This window comes from Chryseobacterium sp. Leaf405 (assembly GCF_001425355.1).
Taxonomy (GTDB): Bacteria; Bacteroidota; Bacteroidia; order Flavobacteriales; family Weeksellaceae; genus Chryseobacterium.
Genome location: NZ_LMQN01000016.1, coordinates 131457 through 144615, shown reverse-complemented (window position 1 = coordinate 144615; position 13159 = coordinate 131457). Strand labels below are relative to the sequence as shown.

15 protein-coding genes are annotated in these 13159 nt (G+C 33.8%); 5 read left to right on the top strand and 10 right to left on the bottom strand.

The window, feature by feature from the left end:
* Positions 1-55: 55 nt before the first annotated feature.
* Positions 56-1045 (bottom strand): aldo/keto reductase, encoded by a 990-nt coding sequence (locus tag ASG22_RS16545; protein WP_055987119.1) that lies wholly within the window; start codon positions 1043-1045, stop codon positions 56-58.
* Between the two features lie 170 nt (positions 1046-1215).
* On the opposite strand from ASG22_RS16545, the gene ASG22_RS16540 reads away from it, so the two are divergent.
* On the top strand, positions 1216-2502 hold the full coding sequence (locus ASG22_RS16540) for an NAD(P)/FAD-dependent oxidoreductase (RefSeq protein ID WP_055987118.1): 1287 nt from the start codon (positions 1216-1218) through the stop codon (positions 2500-2502).
* A 58-nt stretch (positions 2503-2560) separates the two neighbouring features.
* Here the strand turns inward: ASG22_RS16540 and ASG22_RS16535 are convergent, their stop codons facing one another.
* Positions 2561-3370 carry an anti-sigma factor domain-containing protein gene (locus ASG22_RS16535; protein WP_055987117.1) on the bottom strand — a complete coding sequence of 270 codons (810 nt, stop codon included), beginning with the start codon at positions 3368-3370 and terminating at the stop codon, positions 2561-2563.
* A gap of 1 nt (position 3371) precedes the next feature.
* Complete coding sequence (locus ASG22_RS16530) at positions 3372-3941, bottom strand: RNA polymerase sigma factor (RefSeq protein ID WP_238586939.1); 570 nt, start codon at positions 3939-3941, stop codon at positions 3372-3374.
* Between the two features lie 274 nt (positions 3942-4215).
* Here ASG22_RS16530 and ASG22_RS16525 point away from each other — a divergent pair, with 274 nt between their 5' ends.
* From ASG22_RS16525 to ASG22_RS21025, 4 genes are all read left to right on the top strand, one after another.
* A complete protein-coding gene (locus tag ASG22_RS16525; RefSeq protein ID WP_055987115.1) occupies positions 4216-4785 on the top strand; it encodes a fasciclin domain-containing protein in 570 nt (189 codons plus the stop codon).
* Positions 4786-4864: 79 nt separating this feature from the next.
* The gene (locus tag ASG22_RS16520; protein ID WP_055987113.1) at positions 4865-5572 is read left to right on the top strand and encodes a ferritin-like domain-containing protein; all 708 of its coding nucleotides are present in this window, start codon (positions 4865-4867) and stop codon (positions 5570-5572) included.
* 24 nt (positions 5573-5596) lie between these two features.
* Positions 5597-6409: a ferritin-like domain-containing protein gene (locus ASG22_RS16515; protein ID WP_055987111.1), complete on the top strand. Its 813-nt coding sequence runs from the start codon at positions 5597-5599 to the stop codon at positions 6407-6409.
* Positions 6410-6751: 342 nt separating this feature from the next.
* Complete coding sequence (locus ASG22_RS21025) at positions 6752-6916, top strand: hypothetical protein (RefSeq protein WP_157844726.1); 165 nt, start codon at positions 6752-6754, stop codon at positions 6914-6916.
* A 130-nt stretch (positions 6917-7046) separates the two neighbouring features.
* On the opposite strand, the gene ASG22_RS16510 is transcribed toward ASG22_RS21025, so the two are convergent.
* From ASG22_RS16510 to ASG22_RS16480, 7 genes are all read right to left on the bottom strand, one after another.
* On the bottom strand, positions 7047-7754 hold the full coding sequence (locus ASG22_RS16510; protein ID WP_082505034.1) for a DUF421 domain-containing protein: 708 nt from the start codon (positions 7752-7754) through the stop codon (positions 7047-7049).
* A 111-nt stretch (positions 7755-7865) separates the two neighbouring features.
* A complete protein-coding gene (locus ASG22_RS16505; protein ID WP_055987109.1) occupies positions 7866-8414 on the bottom strand; it encodes a GNAT family N-acetyltransferase in 549 nt (182 codons plus the stop codon).
* Between the two features lie 56 nt (positions 8415-8470).
* Complete coding sequence (bioA, locus tag ASG22_RS16500) at positions 8471-9742, bottom strand: adenosylmethionine--8-amino-7-oxononanoate transaminase (RefSeq protein WP_055987108.1); 1272 nt, start codon at positions 9740-9742, stop codon at positions 8471-8473.
* 10 nt (positions 9743-9752) lie between these two features.
* On the bottom strand, positions 9753-10769 hold the full coding sequence (gene bioB, locus ASG22_RS16495; RefSeq protein ID WP_055987107.1) for a biotin synthase BioB: 1017 nt from the start codon (positions 10767-10769) through the stop codon (positions 9753-9755).
* Positions 10769-11380 (bottom strand): dethiobiotin synthase, encoded by a 612-nt coding sequence (gene bioD / locus ASG22_RS16490; protein ID WP_055987106.1) that lies wholly within the window; start codon positions 11378-11380, stop codon positions 10769-10771. The genes bioB and bioD overlap by 1 nt, the downstream gene beginning before the upstream one ends.
* Positions 11377-12486: an aminotransferase class I/II-fold pyridoxal phosphate-dependent enzyme gene (locus tag ASG22_RS16485; RefSeq protein WP_055987105.1), complete on the bottom strand. Its 1110-nt coding sequence runs from the start codon at positions 12484-12486 to the stop codon at positions 11377-11379. Before ASG22_RS16485 ends, bioD begins: the two co-directional genes overlap by 4 nt.
* On the bottom strand, positions 12479-13102 hold the full coding sequence (locus ASG22_RS16480; protein ID WP_055987103.1) for a hypothetical protein: 624 nt from the start codon (positions 13100-13102) through the stop codon (positions 12479-12481). Before ASG22_RS16480 ends, ASG22_RS16485 begins: the two co-directional genes overlap by 8 nt.
* Between the last annotated feature and the right edge of the window lie 57 nt (positions 13103-13159).

Genomic DNA, 13159 nt, shown 5'->3' with positions numbered 1-13159 from the left:
TAAAATAAAAAACCTCCCAAAATGAAAGGTTTTTAGTGTACTTTATAAGATGAAATTAAATTGGGATTTGCGCTTTTTCATAAATTAACCCTTCCGATTTAAGTTCTTTCCAAAAATCTGCAGAAATTTTTTCGTTTAAAGCTTTTACATTGTCCTCCACTTGTTCAGATTTGCTTGCTCCCGGAATTATTGCGGCAAATTCATCTGCTGCCAATACAAACTGAAGCGCGGCATGAACAATATTAGTATTGTATCTTTTCGCAATTTCATTGATTTTATCACGTTTCTCAGTCATTCCTTTTGGAATTACATCTTTATAATTATACCTCGGTCTACCATTAATAAACCCTGAATTATAGCCCGCTCCTGAAACTAACTTTACGCCCGCTTTTTTTACGGCAGGAAGTAATCTGTCGACTGCATCTTCATGTTCCAGAATAGAATATTGCGTAGCAGAAAGGCAAATATCAGGATCGGCAGAATCAATACAATCCAAAATAGGTTCGATTTTATTGACTCCCATTCCCCAGGCTTTGATAACTCCCTGATCTCTCAATTCTGATAAAACTTTGAAAGCTCCTTCCCTAGCCTGTTTCAGAAAATAAGGATAACGATCACCTACCTGATCTTCTGATAAATCATGAACGTAAACAATATCAATATGACTCAATCTTGATCTTTCCAGACTTTCTTCAATAGATCTTTTGATGGCATCTGCGGTATAATTATGTTCAAAATCATAATGTAGTGGTGCTTTCCACATGGTTGGCGGAACTTCATTTTCTGGAACTTCTACAAATAAACGTCCTACTTTTGTTGAAAATATAAATTCGTCTCTATTTTGACCATGTAAAAAATTTCCGAATCTTCTTTCACTTTTTGTTAATCCATACCAAGGCGATGTGTCATAATATCTGATTCCTAAATCCCATGCTTTTTGCAAAACTTCATAAGAATCTCCATCCGTTAGTGTATCGAAAGCTGTTCCGATGGCTACTCCACCTAATCCAAGTTTGTGTTTTTCTGTTAAAATGTCTGTTTTCATATTATACTATTTAGAATTTGGTTTAAATGTAAAAGCAAACATCATGCAGGCTGAGAATAATTAAAATCAAAATGTCTATTTTCATTACATTAATACAGATATTTGATACCCTATTTAATTCTTTTGGCTTTATTATTGAAGCCATTATATCACCATCACAATATCAAAATATGAAAAAACATATCGTCATCGTTGGTGGAGGTTTTGCCGGAATTAATCTGGTAAAATCTTTGGTAAACGATAAAAGATTCAGAATAACTTTGGTTGATAAGAACAATTATCATTTTTTTCCACCGCTTATCTATCAGGTGGCTACTTCTTTTATACAGGCTTCCAATATCAGTTATCCTTTCAGAAAAATGTTTGCAAATGATAAAAATGTAAGTTATCACATGGGAGATTTCCTAAAAGTTGTTCCTGAAGAAAACTTTATTGAAACCGATACCGGAATTATTACATATGATTATCTGGTAATGGCTTTAGGTACGGAATCTAATTTTTTCGGAATGGAAAATGTTCAGAAATGTGCACTTCCTATGAAAACTATTGATGAAGCGCTTTATTTGAGAAATTATATGTTGTTGACTCTTGAAGAAGCTGCCAGAAATCATGATATTAAAGAAGCACAAAAGTTACAGAATGTTGTCATTGCCGGCGGCGGACCAACTGGAGTGGAATTGGCAGGAATGCTTGCGGAAATGGGAAGACATATCGCAGAAAAAGAATATCCGGAAATCAAGCTCGGACTTTCAAATCTATATTTAATTGATGCTTTGCCCACTTTACTTTCTCCGATGAGTAAAATGGCTCAAGAAACGGCTTATAAAAAATTAGAAAAGCTTGGTGTAAAAATTATTCTAAATGTTTCCGTAAAAGATTATGTTGATAATAAAGTGATTCTATCAGACGGAAAATCAATAGAAACAGAGACATTGATCTGGACTTCCGGAGTAATCGGTCGGGAAGTTAAAGGAATTCCTGAAGAAAGTATTGGTAAAGGAAGAAGATTATTAGTAGATGCTTACAACAAGGTAAACGGAACGCAAAATATTTATGCATTAGGTGACATTGCATTACAGCTTACAGAAGAAAAATATCCGAAAGGTCATCCTCAATTGGCTCAGGTGGCAATTCAGCATGCAAAAAATTTGGGTGAAAATTTTAAACGCATGGATAAAAACCAGGAATTAAAAGCTTTTAAGTATAATGATAAAGGAAGTATGGCAATTATTTCAAAATTTAATGCTGTGGTAGATTTACCTAAATTTTCTTTTAAAGGTTTTCCTGCGTGGCTTACCTGGCTGTTCATTCACATTATTCCATTGGTTGGATTTGGTAGTAAAATTCGATTGGCATTTAATTGGTTACGATTATTTATCACCAATAATCCATCTATCAGATTAGTACTTCAACCGAAAAAGAATACAGGAACAAATACTCAACGATCAAAAAAATAATTATAAAAAAAGATCAGCTTAAAAAACTGATCTTTATATTTTAAATGTGAAAATTCAATTAAGTTGTACCCATTACGTACATATTTTCCATCGTAGGAACAGGGCTTCCGCCTTGTTTTTCTAATGTAATGGCAAAGGCCTGAGCATTTGGGATATTAGATAATGCAACTTTACTGTCTTTGTCTTCCGTATACATTCCTGCGCTTACAGGTTTTCCGTCTGCAATTGCCCATAATTGATATTGCATTCCTTCCGGAGCTTTCGGCAAACTTTCAGCATTAAGATAAACTTCTTTTGTATTTTTATCCCAGAAAACCATTGCTTTAGAATCAGTATGTTTTTCTACGCCTTTTAGCATTACCATTTTCATATCAGGATTAGAAACCATGTTCATTTTCTGGTTCATTTTCTGCATTGCCAGATCCTGAGATTTCTTTTCGGTCTGCATTTTTGCTATTTCCTGCTTGGTTTCAGACTGTTTATTCATCCAGAATAAATTTCCTGCAACACTTACTAAAAATAAAACTGAAGCTGCCATTGCATACACTTTCCAGTTGCTGTTTCCCTGAATCCTGATCTCTTCCTGTGGTTTGGCAGCTGGAATATCTGTAGAAACCACAGGTTTTACTTCTTCAACAATTTCTTCCTGCTGAATTTTACTCCAAATCTTTGATTTTAAATCGTTTGGAGGCGTTACAGCCTGAGCAGTTGCCAAATCCTCCAACGTTTTCTGCGCCTCTTCAAAAGCAGCTTTTACTTCTGCGTTGTTCTTCATCACACACTCCAGAATCCCTGCCTCCTCAGGAGAAGCAAAACCTAGAATATAAGATTCTATAATTCCGGATGATATGTATTCTTTAGTGTTCAATTTATTGATAATCTTTTAATAAATCCTTTAATTTCATTAACGCATTCCGCATCTTCGTTTTCACCGTTCCAAGCGGTATCTTCAGTTTATCGGATATTTCATTTTGAGTATATCCCTGATAATAAGCAAGATTAATAAGTTCCTGCTTGTCTGCCTCCAGACTTTCAAGCACATTATTAAATCCTATATAATCTGATGAATTATTGGTCGTTGAAAGTTCTGTAGTGTTATATACGAAATCTGGAAGCGGTTGGTTTTTTAATTCGTTTTGGAAACTTTTAGATTTCAAATAATCGATTGCTGTATTTCTGGCGATATTGATCATCCAGGTATAAAATCTACCTTTTGATGAATCATATTGTTGGATAGAATTCCAAATTTTAACAAAAACATCCTGAATAATTTCTTCCGTATATTCTTTTGACTGAACGATTCGAATAATTACACCATACAGTGCACCGGAATAGTTATCATACAAATGATGAAAACCGGTTTCGTTTTTCTCTTTCAATAAAACGATAAGTTGCTCTTCCGAATAATTTGTTTTAATAACGAATGTTTTTCTTTTCAAATATAATAAAATAAAACAGATATCAAAATAATCTCAGCTGATATTTTAAATATTAATTAAATAACAGTTTTTGGTATATAATGTTCAAGAACTAATTCGTTTTTCAACATTTTTTGAATTCAATAAAAGATTTTATTGAAAATATTAAAAATTAAGACTCTGATTTTAAACGACTTATAAAAAATATTCAAAATTTTAAATCTAAATGAAAACCAAGTTCGTAAATGAGTTTAAGAACAACATCAAATAATTCAATAACTAAAAAATCAAAAAAATGAATACAAGATCAAAAATCACAATGTTAGGAATGGTTGCTTTATCATTTGCTTTCAGCGGAACGGTAACAGCACAAAGTATGAAAGAAAAAACAGTAATGGTTGGCGGTGCTGCCATGTACCCTTCTAAAAATATAATTGAGAATGCTGTAAATTCTAAAGATCACAAAACTTTGGTAGCAGCAGTAAAAGCAGCAGGTTTGGTAGAAACATTAGAAGGTAAAGGACCTTTCACTGTTTTTGCTCCTACAGACGCTGCATTTGCAAAACTTCCTAAAGGAACAGTAGAAAATCTGGTAAAACCTGAAAACAAGGCTATGCTAACTAAGATTTTAACCTATCACGTTCTTCCCGGAAAATTCAGTTCTAAAGATGTTTGGGCGGCTGTAAAAGCAAATGGCGGAAAAGCAATGATGAAAACTGTGGAAGGTGAGCAATTAACTTTCTGGACAAAAGGAAAAGATCTATACGTAAGAGATGCGAAAGGCAACGACGCAAAAGTAACAATAGCTGATGTAAATCAGTCGAATGGTGTGATTCATGTAATCGATACGGTTTTGATGCCGTAAGGTTTATTAGTTTTTGAACAGCATAATCTTTATGCTGTTCTTTTTCTCTTAACATAACCCAAACATTAAAAATAATATTATGAAAAACAAAATTAATGTTTCTAACCAGGGAGCAACTCTGGATACAAGCAGAAGAAATTTTTTGAAACTGGGCGGTATCGGTTTGGCAATGGCCGGACTTACACTGGTTGGTTGTGATGACGATAACTTTGAATTCGTAGACAATAAGGTTTTTGACCTTGGGATGGGCGATGTCGGAGTTTTGAACTATGCTTATGCATTAGAACAATTGGAAGCCGATTTTTATACTAAAGTAGTTAATAACTTCTATTCGGGAATTTCAACTGCAGAGAAAGAACTTTTCACAGATCTTTATCATCATGAAGTTATTCACCGTGATTTCTTTAAAGCGGCCATCAGCGGAGCTACTTCTAATGTGTTACCAACCTTAGAATTTCAATATCCAAATGTGAATTTTAACGATAGAAATTCTGTTCTTGCTACGGCAAAAGCTTTAGAAGATACAGGTGTTGCAGCGTATAACGGAGCTGGGAAATACATTACCAATCCTGATTATCTGGTAATTGCCGGCAAAATTGTTTCTGTAGAGGCAAGACATGCTTCAGCTATCAGAAATTTAATCAATCCGGGAACAGCAGCTTTTTCCGGAGATGATGTGATTAACGCAAACGGATTAGATCTTGCCAAAGAGCCTAAAGACGTCGTAACAGCAGCCGGAGGATTTTTTAAAACACCTTTCACTTGGAAAGAACAGGGAATCGGTTAATTATTCACTTCAAAAAATTACATTATGAACATTCTTAAATTACTAGATAAACTTTCTGATGATAAATTCTTTACTACAGAAACGTCAAGATTAGAAACGCTTACCAATATTTCTTCATTCGGTAAAAAAGCCGCAGTTGCTGCAATACCGTTAGGACTAGGAACAATGATGTCTACTGCAAAAGCAGAAACCACTGATAAGACTGTTTCAGGAACTTATTTTAAAAGTGCTTTAACAGATGCACTGCAATTGGCATTGGTTCTCGAGTATCTGGAAGATGAATATTATACAAAAGGACTTACTACTGCGGGATTAATTCCTAATTCAGATAAAGCAGTGTTTATGCAGATTTCAAAACATGAAACTGCACATGTTGCCTTTTTAAAAGCTACATTAACATCTTTAGGCGTTGCTCCGGGAGCAAAACCTACTTTTGACTTTACCGCTGGAGGAAATTTTGCACCATTCTCTGATTACAATCAATTTTTGACTCTTTCTCAGGCTTTTGAAGATACAGGAGTAAGAGCTTATAAAGGTCAGGCGGGTAATGTAATGTCTAATAAAGCTGTTTTGCAGGCAGCGTTACAAATACACTCTGTAGAAGCAAGACACGCTTCTCAGGTAAGAAGAATGAGAGCCAATAAAGGCTGGATAGAATTGGCAGATGGCGGAAATATGCCTGCTGCAACCAACCCTGTTTATAACGGTGAAGGCAATCTAAACCAGGCAGGATTTAATACAGGAAATGCATTCGGGGCAGCAGCAGGATCTGCAGCTTACGATGAAATCTTAACAGGAAGTGAAGCTGAGACGATAGCTAATTTGTTTATTGTCTAAGATAATTTCTTAATTTTTAGTTGTGATCCTCTTCTGATTTTCAGAAGGGGATCTTTTATTAAATAATATCTACAAATTCAAACATTCTTATCAATGAAAAATCCCTCAAAAATGAGGGACATTGTTTTCAAAAACGTAAAGCTAATATGGATTATTGCCTTTAATATTATCAAATCTAAATAGTATTTATGAATTACATTTATGATTAAGATCATAATATTGAAATTGTTATGAATAATTTAATTTATAATTTATAAAAAACGAAAGTCTGATATCCTATAATTTATCATAAAATTAAACGGAAAATGAAAAAAATGGTCTGAAAATTGTTTCATTTTAGAGATGAAAACAGATATTAATCCGGTTTCTTTATGTAAAAGAAAATCAGGAACAGTCGAAGTTTCCAAGAATATTGGAAATGTAGTAATACGATATTTTGCAGTTGGTGTTTTGACGTTACTGGCGTTAGGTATTTTTACCTCATCACAGGAAGTAAATGCAGGATAAAAATTTGACTAAAACAATATAAAATTAATATCATCTACAATATTTTACTGAGATAATCAGTATATTTGTAGCTCGAAATAATTTTTTTTCATCATTTGTGTTTTTTTAGGCTCCTTCGGGAGCCTTTTTTTTATGTTACTCTCTTTTTATTACTCGCTGGTACCCATTCATTTTTTCCGCATTTCGGACAAAAATCAGTAATTCCTAATTCCTTTTTTTCAGTATGACCACAAAACGTACAGGCGTAAAATCCTTCTTTGCTAATATTTTTAAATGGATTTTCCAAAGATCCCGGCATGATGGACAATCCATATTTTACTTTTTCATCTTCATAAAAGAAGACACTTATCTCGCCTGAGATTTCTTCAATTGCTTGTTCAATCTGACCTAACTGCGAAATTCCTTTCAATCTCAATTCAGCGAAAAATTCATCACTCCCCAGATTTTCTTTTTTAAAATTCTCTATAGAAAATTCTCCGTTTTCTATCAGACAAATCGATTTGCCTTCCACTAATTTTTCGAACTTTTTACTTTGCCCAATACAATAAGTAACGATTGTGTATAAAAGAATGATTACCATAAAAACGATAATCGAAGAAACGATTCCCACATCTTTGTTAAACATAGGATCACCGGCGGCAGAACCCAAGCCGATAATTACGACCAGTTCGAATAAAGAAAGCTGTTTCACTCCCCTTTTCCCCAATATTCTGAGTCCTATAATAATCGTAAAAAACATAATAATGGTACGAAGAATGATTTCCAGAATAAAAGACCATTCTTCCTGCCCCATTAATAATTCTTTCCAGTCTAATTTTAATAGAAATATGGATAACATAAAATTATTTATTATCCGAAATCCAAAAAATACGCCAAGAAAAATACCGCTATCGAAAATATTTTTTCTTTAATCTTCTGTTTTACTGAAAATTTAAAAAAAATAAACGCTTTACATAAAGCGTTTATTTTTAACCCAATCTTCCTGAAGCAATGCATAAATTACATCATCTACCCAATTGTTTTTCCAGAATAAACTTTTTACGAAATGTCCTTCTTTCCGGAAACCAATTCTTTCCATTAAATTCATAGAGTCAACATTATCGGGATCAATGGAAGTCATGATTCTATGCTTCTTCAAATCATTAAATAAGAAATCGACAACACGATTTAAAGCTTCTGAAGCAAAACCTTTCCCGTGAAAATTCTTGTTTAGCGTAATCCCTAATTCAACCTGAAGATTTTCAATTCCGAAAAAATGAATTCCGATATCTCCAATTACGGCTTTCGTTTGTCTATTGGTAATCAAAACCTGATACCAACTTTCGGGTTGATTAAATTCTTTATTATTTCTCTGAATAAAACTTTCAACATCTTCCAGTGTTTCAGGAATCCAGCTTTGAAATTTATTGGTTTCCACATCTGACCGATAATCGAAAATCGCCTGTTTATCGTCAATAGTAATATCTCTGAGTAATAATCTTTCTGTTTCTAATTGCATATTTTCAATGTATACGATTTTTGCTAAATTAAGTTTTACTATTAATATTTTAAAAACTAAATTTTAAACTTACTCAAAACTTCCACAATATTCTGATAAATAAAATCTAATTCCTCAGAGGTAATGCAATAAGGCGGAACGAGATACATTACATTTCCCAAAGGTCGCATGATAATTCCTCTCTTCAGAAATTCTTCATACAGAAGCTTTCCAATATTATTAAAATAAGAAGTTCCATTTTCAGTTTTAAAATCAAATGCTAAAATTGTCCCGATCTGACGAACATTTTCAACCAAAGCATCTTTTTTTAACATATCAGCAAATTGTGAATGTTTTTCGTTGATTAAATCAATTTGATGTAAAGTTTCCTCTTTTAGCAAAAGTTCCATACTTGCCAAAGCTGCCGTACAGGCTAATGGATTTGCTGTAAAAGAATGCCCGTGAAATAGCGTTTTATATTTATCATCAGACAAAAATGCACTGAAGATTTCATTAGAAGAAGTGGTAATTCCCATCGGCATTGTTCCGCCTGTCAAACCTTTTGAAAAACACATGATATCCGGTTTTTCTGTAAGATAATTGGCGGCAAACAGTTTTCCTGTTCTTCCAAAACCCGTAAAAACTTCATCCTGAATCAGTAAAATATTCTGTTCTCGGCAAAATTTCATTAATTCAGACAAATCTTCAGGCTCGTGCATCAACATTCCTGCTGCGCCCTGAACCAATGGCTCATATATAAAGCAAGCTATTTCTGCCGAATGATCTTTAATAATTGATTTTAAACTTTCCAGATTTTCAGAAGTTGGCGTATCAATAAAGATCACTTCAAAAAGCATTTCTCCGAAAGGTTTTGTCCATACACTCCTCCCACTCACAGACATCGCTCCGAAGGTATCTCCGTGATATGCATTTTTAAATGCAAGGATTTTCTTTTTCTCTTTCTCCTGATTAGACCAATATTGAATACACATTTTCAAAGAAACTTCCACCGCTGTAGAGCCATTATCCGAATAAAAAACCTTCTCTTGATTTTCGGGCAAAAGTTTTAAAAGATTTTCAGAAAGCTGAATGGCAGGTTCATGTGTAAATCCCGCAAAAATAACCTGTTCTAACGTATTTAACTGCTCAAAAACCCGTTGGGCAATATAAGGATGCGCATGACCGTGAATCGTTACCCACCACGAAGAAACTGCATCGAGATATTTGTTTCCCACATCGTCAAAAAGATAAATTCCTTTGCCCCTTACAATCGGAATTGCATCTCCAGCCGTTTTCATTTGGGTATAAGGATGCCAATTGACCGCTCTGTCACGCTGTTGTAAATTCATAATTAAAAAACTAAACGTTAGCACTCCAATTTTCAAACTGATTCATTAATTTTTCAGTTCTATTTTTCATTGGTTTTAATCCTAAAGTCTTCAACAATTGCATATCTTCAGAAACTCCAGGATTTGGCGTCACTAAAAGAGTTTCTCTTTCTCCTGTAAAGATTGAATTGGCTCCGGCCATAAAGCACCAAGCTTGCTCAAATTCACTCATTTCAATTCTTCCCGCACTCAGACGAACCATCGATGAAGGCATGATAATCCTAGCCGTTGCAATCATTCTCACCATTTCCCAGGTATTTGTTTTCTCGTTATCCTCAAGCGGAGTTCCCGCAACTCTTGCCAAGGCATTGATAGGAACCGATTCGGGATGTTTTGGCATCGTTGATAGGGTTAAAAGCATAGAAATTCTGTCTCCATGAGTTTCCCCAAGACCAATAATTCCGCCTGAACACACTGTGATTCCAGCATTTCTTACATTATTGATGGTATTAATTCTGTTATCAAAAGTTCTTGTTGATATAATTTCTTCGTAATATTGTTCCGAGGTATCCAAATTGTGGTTGTAAGCGTACAAACCCGCTTCCTGAAGACGAATTGCCTGTTCCTCAGTCAGCATTCCCAATGTACAGCAAACTTCCATTCCAAGGTTATTCACGCCTTTGACCATATCAATTACACGGTCGAAATCACGATTGTTACGGACTTCCCTCCACGCAGCGGCCATGCAGAATCTTGAAGAACCATTGTCTTTTGCTTTTTGCGCATGTTTAATTACTTCCTCGGTTGGCAGTAAAGCCTGAACTTTGATATTGGTATGATAACGCGCCGCCTGTCCGCAATACGAACAATCTTCGGGGCAGCCGCCGGTTTTTATTGACAGTAAAGTAGACATCTGAACTTCGTCAGGATTATGCCATTCACGGTGAACAGTTGCAGCTTTATATATTAATTCAAGAAGCGGAAGATTATAAATTTCCTCAATCTCTTCCTTTGTCCAATTATTTCTGAGTTGATTTTTTTTATTCATTATTTTATTTCTTTTAATTTTTTAACAACATTTTCTATATTTTCCATTGTTATATTTTCAATATCAGGAATTCTAATAATTTTGGTTTCAAATGGAATATTTTTACAAATGATTCTTTCCGTATCGTATGGAAAATTTCCATTAAGAATTAAGTATTGTAGTTTTATTTTCTTTTGGTTTAAAGCTAAAATTGATAATAAAGTGTGATTGATACAGCCTAGATAATTTCGGACAACCAAAGCCACAGGAATGTTTAATTGTTCAATTAAATCAATCATAAAATCTTTATCATTTAGTGGAACCATCAACCCTCCTGCTCCTTCTATGATTAAATTATTTTGAGTTTGAGGAAGCTTAAATGTGTTTAAATCAATTAAAACATTTTCTTCAAAAGCAGACTGATGTGGAGAAGCGGCTAATTCAAAACAATAGGTTTCAGAATGACAGACTACATTTTCACCAACCCAATCTTTGATTTTCATACGATCTGAAAAATGTAAATCTCCCGACTGAACGGGTTTCCAGTAATCTGCATTAAAAAATTTCGTTAAAATAGCCGAACAAACTGTTTTTCCAACTTCAGTTCCGATTCCGGTTATGAATAATTTCATATAAATTCTTTAATAATTTTTGTCAATTCTAAAATTTCTTCTTCCGTATTAAAACTATGCAGGCAAATCCTCAATCTTTCTGTTCCTTCTTTTACAGTCGGACTAAAAACAGCATACGTCAGAAATCCTTTATTCAATAAAGCTTCTTTTAACATTCTCAATTGATGATTGTCGGGAATTAAAATGGATTGAATTGGACTGTTTTCAGAAGACGGACTTTTCAAATTCTGTTTCCGAAAAATTTTAATATTTTTCTGTAATTCGTTTGATAATTCACAATTTTCCCTTAAAAAATAATATCCTTTTTTAATGCTCATCCAAAGAAAATCATGCGCTGAAGTGGTATAGATAAATGGAGATGCAAAATTGATTAAGTAAGATTTTATGACATCATTGGTAACAATTGCTGCACCGTGCGTTCCCAGAGCTTTTCCGTAAGCGAGAACTGTAGCTAAAACTTTTTCCTGCAAATTAAATTGATCAATTAAACCATATCCAAAAACACCAAAAGCGTGTGCTTCATCAACAATAAGTCCCGCTTTATATTTTTCTGTTATTTTTACAATTTCATGAATATCGGCAACATCTCCATCCATAGAATACAAACTTTCTATTGCTACATAGCATTGTCCATTTTGTCTTTTTAAAACATCTTCTAAATGTCCAGGGTTATTATGTTCAAACTTCAATTTTTTCGCATGAGACAATTTGCAGGCATCATGAACGGATCGGTGAATCTGGTCATCCACAATAATCACATCATGACGGGTCGGAAGTGTGGAAAACAAAGCCAAATTAGCATTATACCCAGAAGAAAAAAGCAAAGCTGATTCATATTGATGCTCTTTTGCAATGAAATCTTCCGTTTCAATAACAGCAGAACTGTTTCCACTTATTAATCTTGATCCGGTACTTCCTGACAGTAATTCAGGATTTTTCAAAACCTGTTTTACCAATAGATTCTGAAACTTTTTATTTCTTGCTAATCCCAAATAATCATTAGAATAAAAATCTATTCCTTCTTGTTTTGGCATTAAAATTCTTAATGTCCCTTCCCTCTGTCTTTTTTCTAATTTTTCACTAAAATGGTTAAAATTATTAAGCATATTTTAATTCTAAAATTTCCTTAGAAATTGCAAGAATCCATTCTTTGTACAAGTTTTGCTCAATGTTTATGATAACTCCTGCATGAACTTTCCAATCTTCAGAAAATTCATTCAATTGATGAATCATTTCTTCCAAATGTCCTTCTTCTTCCAAAATGATTGACTTTACCATGATTTTTGAAGATGTTTTTGTGAGGATTTCCTGATAAATTGGATATAATTCATCGGCACGAACTTCAATTGCATACGTAACAAAAAGATAGGCCGCATATTTTAGTTCTTCTTTTTTCAGCCGAAATATTTCCAGAAGATATTTACAGGCTTTAATGTCAAGAGAATTAAGATATTGTCGAGTCGCCATTGAAGCCAAAAGTTCATCCTTTTCATATGTTTTACAAAATTCTGAATCAATTTTCCCAATTTGTTTTTTCAGATAAAAAGCATGACGATGCTCTTCTGTTGCATGTTTTAGTTGTATCAAACTTACTTTCGTAGGATGTTCGCAGGCAGATATTTTCCTAGCTCCTGCATTTTCCATGAAAGAAAGTGTGTTCAACCATTTGGCGTGGATTTCATTATGTTGAACTATTTTTTCTAAAAGATCGTAGAATTCCATTCTTTTTTGTTTTGTTTCAAAAGTAGTATATTGCCGGATGGTTCATTGGTACCAGTT

Excerpts from the sequence above, each read along its gene's own strand:
- ASG22_RS16505 (WP_055987109.1), bottom strand. The coding sequence starts at position 8,414 with ATGCAATTAGAAACAGAAAGATTATTACTCAGAGATATTACTATTGAC.
- ASG22_RS16520 (WP_055987113.1), top strand. The coding sequence starts at position 4,865 with ATGAAAAACAAAATTAATGTTTCTAACCAGGGAGCAACTCTGGATACA.
- bioA (WP_055987108.1), bottom strand. The coding sequence starts at position 9,742 with ATGAATTTACAACAGCGTGACAGAGCGGTCAATTGGCATCCTTATACC.
- ASG22_RS16545 (WP_055987119.1), bottom strand. The coding sequence starts at position 1,045 with ATGAAAACAGACATTTTAACAGAAAAACACAAACTTGGATTAGGTGGA.
- ASG22_RS16510 (WP_082505034.1), bottom strand. The coding sequence starts at position 7,754 with ATGTTATCCATATTTCTATTAAAATTAGACTGGAAAGAATTATTAATG.
- ASG22_RS21025 (WP_157844726.1), top strand. The coding sequence starts at position 6,752 with ATGAAAACAGATATTAATCCGGTTTCTTTATGTAAAAGAAAATCAGGA.
- bioD (WP_055987106.1), bottom strand. The coding sequence starts at position 11,380 with ATGAAATTATTCATAACCGGAATCGGAACTGAAGTTGGAAAAACAGTT.
- ASG22_RS16515 (WP_055987111.1), top strand. The coding sequence starts at position 5,597 with ATGAACATTCTTAAATTACTAGATAAACTTTCTGATGATAAATTCTTT.
- ASG22_RS16540 (WP_055987118.1), top strand. The coding sequence starts at position 1,216 with ATGAAAAAACATATCGTCATCGTTGGTGGAGGTTTTGCCGGAATTAAT.
- ASG22_RS16525 (WP_055987115.1), top strand. The coding sequence starts at position 4,216 with ATGAATACAAGATCAAAAATCACAATGTTAGGAATGGTTGCTTTATCA.
- ASG22_RS16480 (WP_055987103.1), bottom strand. The coding sequence starts at position 13,102 with ATGGAATTCTACGATCTTTTAGAAAAAATAGTTCAACATAATGAAATC.
- ASG22_RS16485 (WP_055987105.1), bottom strand. The coding sequence starts at position 12,486 with ATGCTTAATAATTTTAACCATTTTAGTGAAAAATTAGAAAAAAGACAG.
- bioB (WP_055987107.1), bottom strand. The coding sequence starts at position 10,769 with ATGAATAAAAAAAATCAACTCAGAAATAATTGGACAAAGGAAGAGATT.